Raw genomic sequence first — 12,019 nt, 5'->3', positions numbered from 1 at the left:
GCACGACATTGATCAAATAAGTTGCGACCAGCGCCGTATGCCGATAGGCCATTCGGCCGTGAGGCCGAATCGCCTCGCCGAGACTATAGCGTCATCACATCGGCGGCTTCACACCCTCCGCGCCGATCACGACCGCAGCGGCCTCCGAACCGTCCTTCTTCATAACAATGAAGACCTTGCGCCCTACTGCAAGCTGATCGGCCGGTGCCTTGTCAAAGGCGACAACCGTCGCGCTCTTTGGGATGGTGATCGTCTGTTCTCCGCCTTTGTAATTAAGTATGAGAACGCGGTCCGTTCCGGCCTCCTCGACCTTAGAAATATTGGCGTTGGTCATCATGTTTGGCTTGGCTTCAAGATCCCATGGATAGTGCCCCTCGGCTAGACCGCGCAAAGATTCATCAAACACGTGAACCTCGCGTGCGACGCGCTTGCCTTCCTCTTCGAAAGACGTGATGCCGACGAACTTGCCAGTCTGGATGGCGCTCATGTCGGCCTTCGTCACCAGGAAAAGGCCCGCGTCGTTGGCGAGTTTGATCGATACAGTTTCGCCCTTGGCGGTTTGAACACTGATCGTTCCGTCGTTCGCGGCGGTCAGCGTGCCGCGGATATGCGCCTGTGCGAAAGCTGGCGCGCAATGCAGCACGCCAACAAGAACCGTCGCGGCTGCAATTGGTACCCATAGAGTTCGAGACATCAGCATCTGATTTCACTCCCTTTGGCGCGCTCGGCCAACATGGTCGCGTAGTAGCTTTCGGCCATGCGCTTGATCTGCATGTCGGAGAGCGCCGTGACGACAGGCTGTTCTTTAAGGCTGGCTTCAGCTTCTCCGATGATCCGATTGAAATCGGCAACGATGTGCGGAGCGGCGGCCTTTGCTTCCTTTAGACTCTTTGTGCCAAGCGACTTCTTGAGAAAAACGCGACGAGGTTCATCCGCATCAAGGACGCGAGCGACCGCCTCTTAAGCTCAGGCACCCGCTTTTGGACGTAGTACGTCCCAAGCCTGTCCCTGATTATTCCCATCGATACCCGCGCCAAAAGCTATCACCTCCTGCTACCACCTAGAGAGCAGAAAAGCCAATGATTGCGCTATGTTACTGAATTCTTAGGTCTTCTGAGGCGCTGGCGCTCCCTAGCGGAATCGAACCGCTCTCTCCACCGTGAAAGGGTGGCGTCCTAACCGATAGACGAAGGGAGCAAAACTCCCGGTAAATCAATACGTTATACCGTGAGATAAACCGGATCGGCCGCCATTGCTCGCGGCCGCGACGCCCGAACGTATAGTGGCGATTGCCCGGCCGGGCAAGCGCTCAAAGAACCCCCTTTCCCGGCGTCTCGATGTTAGCGATTGGCGACGTGGGCGACGTCCTCGCGGCTGTTCGCCGGCTCCGATGGCGCGATACAGGCGCGGCAAATCACCAGTTTACGCGCCAGACTCTCATCCGCATCGATCCCCAGCGCATCTGTGTCATCAGGCGATTGCGCGACGGCCCGTGACGCATTCCGGACGCGCCGAGGGGCAGCCGGCGCGAGGTTGGGATCCCGGCCCGCGCCGTCCCAGGCCAGTGGCGCCGGCCCCGTCGAAGCCTGGCTGTTCATCATGCTGTACTGCGCACACGCGCCGAGCGCGATGGGCAGGAGCAGGATGGCGATGCGGCTCAGGCGATTCCCGACGTCTGACATGATTGTGCTCTGCCCCAACTCGTGCTTGGACTTATGGCAGGAACCGCTAACAAACCGTTCCATGCCGCAGGCCGATCACGCCAGCGAAAAAAGACGAATAATGGGCGCGAAAGAGCCAACACGGAGTCATTGCCATGCCTGACGTCACCGGCCGATTCGACGGTGCGCGCGTGCTCGCCGATCTCAACGCGCTGCGCAGCATCGGCACTTACAAGAGCGGCGTGCACAAGCCGACTTTTTCTCAAGCCCACATGCGCTCGCTCGAATGGCTGGCGCAGCGGCTGCCCGATGCCGGCCTCGCCGCCACGATCGATGGGATTGGAAACGTGTTCGGCAGGACTACGAAAGCAGGGCCGAAGCTGCTTGCGGGCTCGCACCTCGAAAGTCAGAACCATGCCGGCTGGCTCGATGGACCGCTCGGCGTCATCTATGCGCTCGAGGCCGCGCGGGTGATCAATTCCGATCCCGACGCGCGCGGCGCGGTCGAGGTTGCCGCATGGTGCGACGAGGAAGGGCATTTCGGCAACTTCCTTGGCAGTCGGTCCTACGCCGGAGCCGTGACCGAGATCGACATCGACGCGGCGCGCGATCGCAACAGCGACCGCACGATGCGCGAGGCGCTGCGCGAAGTGGGCCTCGCCGGCCGCGAACGCCTGCACGCCGAGCCGGGACGTCATGTCGGTTATCTCGAGGCGCATATCGAGCAAGGCGAGACGCTCGAGAGCAGCGGTCTCAAGATCGGTGTCGTCACCTCGATCGTCGGCATCTGGCAATACCGGATCACATTCACTGGCGAGCAGAATCATGCCGGCACGACTCGAATGGCGATCCGCAAGGATGCGGGCCTCGCGCTTGCGAGATTTTGCGTCGCGATCGACGACAGCTTCCCTGCCCTGTGCGGACAGCGCACGGTATGGACCACCGGCCGCATCACGCTCGAACCCGGCGCGCCGAGCATCATCCCGGGCCGTGCCGAGATGCTGTTTCAAATCCGTGACGACGATCCGAATGTGATCGAACGCCTCGAGGCACATCTTCGCCGCATGGCAGCCGACGTGACGGCGCAAGGCCGCTGCAGCATCGAGGTGGAACGTCTCAGGACCGGTGTGCCCGCGACGATGAGCGCCGCCTTCCAGGATGCGATCGAGGCCGCCGGCGCTGACTTCGCCGGCGGCAAATCAATCCGCATGCCGAGCGGCGCCGGTCATGACGCCCAGATCCTCGCCACCATCATGCCGTCGGCCATGCTTTTCGTGCCGTCGATTGGCGGCATCAGCCATCACTGGACCGAAAATACCGCCGATGCCGACATCGTCACGGGGGCTCGCGTTTTTGTCGAAACCTGTCGGCGCCTGCTTGCACAGTGAGCGGTCGCACGACAGACACGAGGCGACCAAGTTGGCGGCCGCGTTGACAGCCTGCGCCACGACGCAGAGCAGCAAGGTCGCAAAGGCATGGTAACGGCATCTTGATCTCCATCGGAGACGTCGGGCGGCTAATCGATTGCAGCGACGTACCGTTCGGAGGAAATCACATGTCAACAACAGATCGCAGGACCATGCTTCAGGTTGCGGCGGCGCTCCCGCTCGCCACCATCGCCGGAGACACGGCGTTCGCGCAGGCGGCCGGCGCCGCCTCTGGCGCTGCGGCCAAGGTCGCTCCGCCGAAAGACGTGACGAGGCAGCTTGCGCACTACCTCGTCACGGCGAAGTACGAGGACCTTCCGGACAATGTGCGCAAGGAGGGCGTGCGAACACTGCTGAACTGGGTCGGCGTCGCCATCGGCGGATCGCGTCATCAGACGGTCGATATCGCGGTCTCGGCGCTCGCGCCGTTTTCGGGCCCGGCTCAGGCCTCGCTGCTCGGCCGTCGCGAACGGTTCGACATCATGAATGCCGCCTTCATCAACGGTGTATCGAGCCACATCTTCGATTACGACGATACCCACCTCAAGACCGTCATTCATCCCGCCGGGCCGGTGGCGTCCGCCATCCTCGCGCTCGCGGAGATGCAGCCGGTCACGGGCAAGGAATTTCTCAACGCGCTCGTACTTGGTGTCGAGACCGAGTGCCGGATCGGAAACGCGGTCTACCCGAACCACTACGACGTCGGCTGGCATATTACCGGCACCGCGGGGGTGTTCGGTTCGGCGGCGGCCGTCGGAAAGCTGTTGAAGCTCAACGAACAGCAGATGGTGTGGGCTCTGGGCCTGGCGGCATCGCAGCCGGTCGGCCTGCGCGAGTCGTTCGGCTCGATGAACAAGAGCTTCAATCCGGGCCGGGCGGCCAGCAGCGGAATTTTCGCGGCCATGCTGGCGTCAAAGAATTTCACGTCGTCCGATGGCATGATCGAAGCCAAGCGCGGCTGGGCCCACACTATCAGCACCAAGCAGGATTACGACGAGATTCTCGGCGACCTCGGCAAGCGTTACGAGGCCGCGCTGAATACATACAAGCCATTCGCATGCGGAATTGTGATGCACCCGGCCATCGATGCGGCAATCCAGTTGCGCAACGAGAACAAGTTGTCCGCCGATCAGATCGAGCGCGTCGATCTCAAGGTTCATCCGCTGGTGCTCGAGCTGACCGGCAAGAAGACGCCGCGTGAAGGACTCGAAGGCAAGTTCAGCATCTATCATGCCGTCGCGGTCGCGCTGGTCGAAGGCGCCGGCGGCGAAAAGCAGTTCAGCGATCGCGCCGTCACCGATCCCGTGATGGTCGCGCTGCGCAGCAAGGTCGTTCCCGTTGTCACGCGCGGAATCGACCCCGCGCAGGTCGATATGACCATCGTGCTGAAGGACGGCCGGCAACTGCATCGCCATATCGAACACGCCATCGGCAGCGTGGAAATGCCGATGACCGACAAGCAACTCGAGACCAAGTTCAGCGATCTGGCTGATGGCATCATCGCAACGCCCGCGATACGCCGGGTGATGGATACGTGCTGGAACGTCGAATCCCTGACCAGCGCGGCCGAGATTGCAAAAATGTCGGTTTCGGCCTGAGCCGATCGGCTGTCCTCGAGGGAGCAGACGTGCAGGACACGCCCTGCTCCCTCGACCCGAGGGCGCTTAACGCATCGCGACCGGCATCATGGCATTATGTGCACTGGCACTGGAGTGAGTACACGTCCTGCTCAATGGTACCGGATTGCGGGTTCAACGATCGAGTCGGTCGTGTGATGGAGGACGAAGGCGAGTTTATCGATGAACTCGTACTCGAACAGTGCATCGGGATTTTGCCCGAAATAATATCCGCGCTCTTTTAGAGTGGCGAACCCCTTGTTTCGTATGTCGTCCTTCCATTCCGGCGATTTTGCAGAGCTGAATTGATATCCTATGTGCACGGCATAGTTTTCGTACACTTCGGCAAGCTTGAGGATGTAAGACAAAGTTAGAAAACCTGCCGGATCTCCCAGGCCCTGAACCCGAAAATGCGTGACGTGGTTCATGAGATTTGATCCCACTTCCTCTTCCGTCCAACGCATCACACCCGCCGCAACACCTTTTGCAAACCCCTCTTTGATGAATTTGGTCGCAATCCTCCGGATTGCCTCGCGAGCTGCAACTTTGTCCGCGACGGCAAGTATCACGTCCGGAATCATCGAAGCGATATTTTCGGCACTCAAAGCGGCGCGCAAACCCAGCTTGAAGCCAGCCTTGGCCTCGATTAAGCGCACCCGCAGGCCGCCGACCGGAGACGGTTTCGGCATGGGTAGCGCCGGGCGGAGCAGCACGCGGGCCTCGGCGATTTCTTCAGCGCCTCCGACGGACGGGATACGCGATTCAGCGGCGATCTTGACGCCCTGCTGGCGGGCCTGCTTGGCGAATTGCTGGTCTAACGTCCATAGCTCGGCATCAAGGGACTTGGCTTCCGCGCCGACAAACGCATCGCCAGGCCTCGTTTTCAATCCGGAGATCGGGTCCCGTTTGCCGCCATATTCCGGCATTGGGCCTGAAATTCCTTTGCTTGGGCGCGGCTCCTGCAGAATGTTATCGGCATAGACGTTTCCGCGCGCCTTGATGAGTTCAAGTTTGGATGAATCGGGCGAGAACCCGACGCCCAGGTCCTTCAGCAACTCACGATACTGCTCGGACAGCTCGTTCCAGGCGGCCCGCGCGATGTAGACCCGACGACCCGATTTGATCAGCTTTGTCAGGGCCTCTGCCGCAGCGCGATTTCCTTGCGCAATGTTCCTGATGACGTTCGCGTCAATGATAAGGTCGCTCATCGTGTTCCGGCACCTGCAATCGTCCTACTCGCGCATTTGTCGTCGATGAACCGGCGGGGGTTCACCACGTGTCGCGGCACACGTATCGGGCCACGCCCAATCGACCTTTGAGCTCGCACTGCTATCGTCCATATTGGACTCGTGGCGACCCTTCAGCCTGGAGATACGCCTGCCTTTGCACGGCTCATTCCGAGAGTCAGGATGCGATGCAGGAGACCCGGGTAATCGAGCCCGTCATGGCGAGCTGCTGTAGCAAACTCTTGGCTCTTCGCGATTTCGGGATTCGGATTCGCTTCGATGAAATACGGGATGCCGTCCGCGGACAGACGAAAGTCGATCCGCGCATATCCATCGAGCCCCAGTGTTCGGTAGATCCGTTTCGCGGCCTGCTGAATACGGGCGGATAGTTCCGGCGCAAGGTTCTTTGCGGGCCCATCTGCTATTCCAACGCGCTCCTGATAGCTCGGATCGTGTTTGGCTTTTTCAGTGGCTATGCGCCGCGCCCCCTGACCGCCCATGCTGCCAAATTCCAGTTCCCAAACCGGCAGAACTCGCAGCCGATGATTGCCGATCACGCCGACGTAGAGCTCCCGTCCCTCAATATATTGCTCGGCTATGGCAGCGGTTCCGATCCGCTCGTGAATGAAGGCAACCCGCTCTGCGAGCTTCTCATCCGTATCGACGATGGATGCCTGCGAGATACCAAAGGATCCATCCAAGTTCAGGCTCTTCACGATAAGCGGCAGCGCAAGACGCGCCGGGCGTTTGACCTTGCGGCGCATCGGAAACACGGCGAAGGCTGGCACCGCGATCCGGCGATGGTGCACCAGCGTCTTGGACAAATCCTTGCCGCGGGCCAGGATCAGGCCACGCGGGTTACAGCCGGTATACGGGACCCGCATCAACTCAAGATAGCTTGCGATGTGCTGGTCATACATCGCCAAATAGTGGAATTCCTCAAGCAACGTGAAGACCACATGTGGCTTGAAGCTCTCTATTTCGTCGCGGACCGGCTTGATCTCCTCCTGCACGCCGAGTGGGCGAACCTCATGGCCGGCCACGCGCAAGGTACTTACGACGTCGTATTCTGTTTTCCATTCATTGATCTGCCGCGCAGTGTATCCGTCGGTCGAGTCCGGAGGCACGAAGTCCGGATGCATGAGCACCAGAACACGGAGGCGTCTCATAGCGCAATCCATTTGCGTCGCGACGGGCCGAACAGCGCGTGCATGGTCTTGGCTGTCACCAGGACCGTGAAGTCGGTCACAAGCTTCTGTTCGCGCCCCACGGCACGCAGATTGAGCTCGCGGCAGCGAGAGATCATATCGTCAAGCACGGCATCAAGCGTAAGCTGGTTCTCGCCCGTCCACCGCGAGACCAGCTGCCTGATTTGGGCACGGTGTCGCCTGATCAAGACCGAAGCCGGTTGCTTGCGTTGATGCCGCGGATCGGCGGAAAAGAGCCGGGAAAGGTCGCGGTCGTAAGTCTTCGGTGCCTTGAAGGCGTAGAACGCCTGCTTTTTTCTATAGTGCTCGCCAAGCGTTTGGTTCAGCTCGTGCAGCGGATCGATGCGTTCTCGCGTCGTGATCAGCGGTCGCTTCCCTGCGATCTCGTCCATCAGCTCGTCGACATATTCGAGCTTTTTGAGCGCTGGCCAGCCGACATATCGCGTCCGCCAGCTCGAACGTGGTCGCAGCCACACCGCGAAGGTCTCGGCGAAATCTTCGTCCGGATGACTCTGGGCGTACCAGAGCCGAAGATGCTGGACATAACGCCGGCTGGCCGGATTGGGCCGGTAATAGCGCGGGTAGTGTCTGGAAGACGGGCCGAACAGCTGCTGCCACCGTCGGCGGCGTTGCAGCTGGTAGCCGTGCTGGAGGGCATGGCCTGCCTCGTGACGGAGAATGGCCATGCACTCGGACCATGTGCCCCCTTCGACGTCGAGCATCATTTTCTTCTCGATCTTCATCAGGCGGGGATGGGTGAGATAGAATGGGATGGCAATGCCCGGCACCTTCGCCGGACTGAACCATTCGCTCGATATCCACGCGTGTGGCCGCAGCCGGATCCCTCGCTCCTCGAGCTCTTCGTAAAGAGTGCTGAGACAATCCTCGAGCCAGGTGCCCTCGACCGTAACCCTCAGACTACTGAGGCGCTGCTTGAGCAACTGCTCATCCGACAGCTTTTCCCAAGCATATTTCCGTCGTGGCATCGGCATCCAGGGTCAAAACACCTCGGTATTGGGATGTTGTCACAGGTTCCTGTTGGCAACAACCGTCGAATCTTCGTGACGTTCCACGGTCCGGGCGCTACGGCCGTAGCTCAATCGCGCGGCGCCGCAATGATCTTGTCGCGCAGCAAACGCTAGTCTGCGCGTGTCCTGAGGTGGACGCTGATGCTACCCGCGACCGGTAGCGCCGCGATCACTCGCAGGCAACTTTCAACTCAAAGGAGTAACTACGATGAAGAAATGGCTTAGCGCGCTTCTGGTCCTCGCCGCTGTGACCGGCGGAATCGCTGCAACGGCGACGACGAGCACCCCGGCGGCTGCTTTCCAGGCGGACTGGTAATCTAGACCAGTAAGACGGGCCGGCCCGGCTCTACCGGGCCGGCTCTGGGCGACTGGCCCGAAACAAATGGGGCGCCTGCGAGGCCGCCCATTTCGTTTTTGCACCCAAGAGATCAGCATCATCGGAGTTCTGGGATTGTCGATCTCTAATCGCTGCGCAAAGCGATCACCGGCTGCAGGGACGCCGCCTTCTTCGCGGGATAATAGCCGAAGAATATCCCGACGCAGCTTGCAAACGCCACGGCGAGCAAGGCTGTCTGAGGTTCCAGAAGAACTCGCCAACCGACGAATTTTGCCACGCCGACCGCGAGCAGGCCACCGAGGATGACGCCAAAGACTCCGCCCGCCGCGCAAATGATCGCCGCTTCGAGCACGAACTGCTTTCGCACGTCGCGTGGCCGGGCGCCCACGGCCAGTCTCAATCCGATCTCGCGTGTTCGCTCGGTCACGGACACAAGCATGATGTTCATGATGCTGATGCCCCCGACCAATAGCGAGACAGCGGCAATCGAACCGAGCAGGAATGAGACCGTTCGGGTCGATGCTTTCTGCGCGGCGAGGATCGAGGCGGCGGTCGTGACCGTGAAATCCTTGTCGTCGTCGTCGGCGACATCGTGGCGCTGATACAAGAGCGCGTCTATCTCCATGATCGCGGCAGTCATGGAGGTTTCCGACCTTGCGCTTGCAAGAATATAGGCGACCGCATCACGGTTGACCGTGTTGGCGCTTCCGATCAGTCGCATCATGGCCGTCATAAGCGGAACGAACACGACGTCGTCCTGCTTCTGTCCGTCTCCCGCCGTCCCCTTCTCCCGCAGGACACCAATGACCTCAAAGGGCGCATTGAGGATCCGGACAATCTGGCCTACCGGATCGCCGTCTCCGAACAGCTTGTGCGCAACGGTCGAACCGATGACGACCACCTTGCCAGCGTCGCGCTCGTCGTCCGGCGAGAAGAGACGACCGGCCGCCAGTTCCCAGCCGCGTATGGTGAAGTGGTCCCGAGCAGTGCCATTCACGGTCGTAGCCCAGTTCAAGCTGCCGTGGACGACCTGTGCGGCTCCCGCGACGGATGGAGCGGCAGCCCGAACGGGGCCGAGTTCCGCGATGGCCCGCGCGTCCCCTGACGTCAGCGGGCGACGAACGTTTCCGGCCTCGCGAATGCCGTTCCGATTGCGGGGGACCGCGTTGATCATCAGCACGTTGGCCCCGAAGGAGCGAATCTGATCCTGAACCTGGGCTTGCGCGCCGGCGCCGATCGCGGCCATGCTGATCATCGAGCCGACGCCGATGATGATGCCCAGCATGGTAAGGAAGGTGCGGAAGGGATTGGCTCGCATGGCGCCGCCTGCGGCGGACAGATAATCAAGCAGCCGCATGACGCTGTATCCCTTGATCATCGGTTCCGTCTGTCCTTCCCGGCACCACAGCCTGATCCGAAATGATCTTTCCATCACGAAGAGAAACGATTCGGCGCGCCTGCTGCGCGATGTGAACATCATGGGTCACCAGCACGACCGTGCGGCCGCTCCGGTTGAGCGCCCCTAACAGGCGCATGATTTCCCAGCCGGTTGCGCTATCCAGTGCGCCGGTCGGCTCGTCGGCCAGAATGAGGGAAGGATTCGTGACGATCGCGCGGGCAATGGCGGCGCGCTGCTGCTCGCCGCCGGAAAGTTGTGACGGCAGGTGAAGGATGCGGTGGGACAGCTTGACCGCGGCAAGTGCCGTGGTGGCCCTCCGCTCTCGCTCCCTCCCACCGATCCCCGCATAGAGCAGCGGCAGTTCAACGTTCTTTAAGACGGTCTCGCGCGGGAGAAGATGGTACGCCTGAAACACAAAGCCGATAAATCGATTACGCATTTGCGCGGCCTTATCGTCACTGAGGTCGGCGCAGTCTGTACCGTTCAGCCGGAACTGACCAACGGATGGTCGATCCAGCAGCCCGATGATATTCATCAGGGTCGATTTCCCGGATCCCGACGGCCCGAGAATCGCGATAAATTCCCCACTGGCGATCGAAAACGACGATGGATGGAGCGCGGTTACCGTCGTCGATCCCAACGCGTATGATTTGCCAATCTTGCGTGCCTCGGCAATCATCTTCGATGTCCATCGACTATCGAACAACGGCGTGGTCCGATGCCGGAGCGCCTTCACCGATGACGATCCGGTCTTCCGCCCGGAGTTCGTCAGAACTGACGGCTACATTCGTTCCGTTGTCATCCCCTCTGACCACAGAGAGCCGCTCGGGCTGACTACCCGATCGCAACACCCAGAGAGATGCCTGGCGATCATTCCTGCTCCGCTTCGGCGCGACTTCACCTTGTGGACGAAACCGAAGTGCGGCGAGCGGCACAGTCATGGATGCCGGAGTGCGCTCGGTCGTTATCTTCGCGAGCACGGTCATTCCCGGCAACAGGATGTAGTCGGGGTTCTCGGTGGTCAATACAACCGTGTAGGTAACAACGTTCTGGATAACTTGCGGGGCCATCCTGATCTGCTTCACCGTTGCCTGAAATGTTCGATCCGGAAAGGAGTCAACGGTAAATGTCGCACCTTGTCCGACCTTGATCTTGCCAATATCGCTCTCATCAACCCGCGCATTGATTTCCATGTGGCCGAGATCGCCCGCGATGGTGAACAGCGTCTTGGCTTCGAGACCGGTCGCCAGAGTTTGCCCTTCGGTGATGTTGCGGCCAACGATGACTCCGTCCACCGGAGACCTGATCTTTGTTCTGTCGAGTTCGGTGAGTGCCGTCTGAAGCTGTGCCTGTGCCTTGTCCACGCTCGCGCGGATGCCGATGATGTCGACCTTTGCCCGCTCGACGCCCGTGACGGCAGCATCTATTGCGTTGGTCTGGTTTTCCAGTATGGCCTGGCTCTCGCGCAAGGAGGCCGCGGCGGCGTCGAGCCGCGACTGAGAATCCTGCACCTCCATGGCGGGTGCCGCGTTGCGTTCCTGCAGCCACGACTTGCGCCTGAACTCGCGATCGGCGATATCAAGCGCGACCTTCGCCCGATCGACGCGCGCGGCGAGCACGAGGCGCTCCAGCTTTGCTTGCCTGGCCTCAATCATCGCCCGTTCGAGGCGGACTTCAGCGGCTTTGAGATCGGCTTTTGATCCTCCAACCGCGGCCTGACTGGCAGCGACCGCCAATTCGAATGTCCTGGGATCGAGCTCCGCCAGAACCTGATCCTTGACGATCTTGTCGTTGAAATCGACCTTCAGTTTCGAAATCCGCCCAGACAACACCGAGCCGACCTCCACATTGAGCGAAGGGATCAACGAACCGGTCGCCATAATGGTCTTGACGACATCTTCAACCTTCACTGAAGACGTCAGGTAGTCCGGGGCGGAAGACGTGGTTCCCTCCAGACTCGCCAGTATGAGATGCGTATTCCCTCCGGCTCGCCACCACGATGATGTCATCGGCCAGCTGACAGCGGAACCGACGATGAGCGAGCTCACCAACAGGAGTTTCATCTTGCTCTCCAGGCCTTCCTCGTTATTGGCCCGCTGTTGACTCTGCACAATCAA

10 protein-coding genes and 1 tRNA gene are annotated in these 12,019 nt (G+C 60.5%); 2 read left to right on the top strand and 9 right to left on the bottom strand.

Features of this window, described 5'->3' with window-relative positions; all coding sequences use genetic code 11:
* Window positions 1-94: 94 nt before the first annotated feature.
* The 3 genes from JQ553_RS07455 to JQ553_RS07445 all read right to left on the bottom strand — a co-directional run bounded on the left by JQ553_RS07455 (window position 95) and on the right by JQ553_RS07445 (window position 1,682).
* A complete protein-coding gene (locus JQ553_RS07455; protein WP_212499253.1) occupies window positions 95-700 on the bottom strand; it encodes a hypothetical protein in 606 nt (201 codons plus the stop codon).
* 422 nt (window positions 701-1,122) lie between these two features.
* Window positions 1,123-1,197 (bottom strand) — tRNA-Glu (locus JQ553_RS07450).
* A gap of 143 nt (window positions 1,198-1,340) precedes the next feature.
* Entirely contained in the window at window positions 1,341-1,682 is a 342-nt protein-coding gene (locus JQ553_RS07445) for a hypothetical protein (RefSeq protein ID WP_212499252.1), read from the bottom strand.
* Between the two features lie 134 nt (window positions 1,683-1,816).
* Here JQ553_RS07445 and JQ553_RS07440 point away from each other — a divergent pair, with 134 nt between their 5' ends.
* On the top strand, window positions 1,817-3,049 hold the full coding sequence (locus tag JQ553_RS07440; RefSeq protein WP_212499251.1) for a Zn-dependent hydrolase: 1,233 nt from the start codon (window positions 1,817-1,819) through the stop codon (window positions 3,047-3,049).
* 167 nt (window positions 3,050-3,216) lie between these two features.
* Window positions 3,217-4,686, top strand: coding sequence for an MmgE/PrpD family protein (locus JQ553_RS07435; protein ID WP_212499250.1), 1,470 nt, complete (start codon window positions 3,217-3,219; stop codon window positions 4,684-4,686).
* A gap of 131 nt (window positions 4,687-4,817) precedes the next feature.
* Here the strand turns inward: JQ553_RS07435 and JQ553_RS07430 are convergent, their stop codons facing one another.
* The 6 genes from JQ553_RS07430 to JQ553_RS07405 form a co-directional block, all read right to left on the bottom strand.
* On the bottom strand, window positions 4,818-5,912 hold the full coding sequence (locus JQ553_RS07430) for a hypothetical protein (RefSeq protein ID WP_212499249.1): 1,095 nt from the start codon (window positions 5,910-5,912) through the stop codon (window positions 4,818-4,820).
* A 152-nt stretch (window positions 5,913-6,064) separates the two neighbouring features.
* A complete protein-coding gene (locus JQ553_RS07425) occupies window positions 6,065-7,099 on the bottom strand; it encodes an ATP-grasp domain-containing protein (RefSeq protein ID WP_212499248.1) in 1,035 nt (344 codons plus the stop codon).
* A complete protein-coding gene (locus JQ553_RS07420) occupies window positions 7,096-8,079 on the bottom strand; it encodes a putative zinc-binding metallopeptidase (RefSeq protein WP_249144018.1) in 984 nt (327 codons plus the stop codon). The genes JQ553_RS07425 and JQ553_RS07420 overlap by 4 nt, the downstream gene beginning before the upstream one ends.
* Window positions 8,080-8,627: 548 nt before the next feature.
* The gene (locus JQ553_RS07415; protein WP_212499246.1) at window positions 8,628-9,860 is read right to left on the bottom strand and encodes an ABC transporter permease; all 1,233 of its coding nucleotides are present in this window, start codon (window positions 9,858-9,860) and stop codon (window positions 8,628-8,630) included.
* Window positions 9,847-10,581, bottom strand: coding sequence for an ABC transporter ATP-binding protein (locus JQ553_RS07410; RefSeq protein WP_212499245.1), 735 nt, complete (start codon window positions 10,579-10,581; stop codon window positions 9,847-9,849). The genes JQ553_RS07415 and JQ553_RS07410 overlap by 14 nt, the downstream gene beginning before the upstream one ends.
* A gap of 16 nt (window positions 10,582-10,597) precedes the next feature.
* Window positions 10,598-11,965: an efflux RND transporter periplasmic adaptor subunit gene (locus JQ553_RS07405; RefSeq protein WP_212499244.1), complete on the bottom strand. Its 1,368-nt coding sequence runs from the start codon at window positions 11,963-11,965 to the stop codon at window positions 10,598-10,600.
* Between the last annotated feature and the right edge of the window lie 54 nt (window positions 11,966-12,019).

Origin of the sequence: Bradyrhizobium lablabi, from assembly GCF_018131005.1 — a bacterium.
GTDB classification, from domain to species: domain Bacteria; phylum Pseudomonadota; class Alphaproteobacteria; order Rhizobiales; family Xanthobacteraceae; genus Bradyrhizobium; species Bradyrhizobium lablabi_D.
This window is presented reverse-complemented; position numbering and strand designations above follow the sequence as displayed.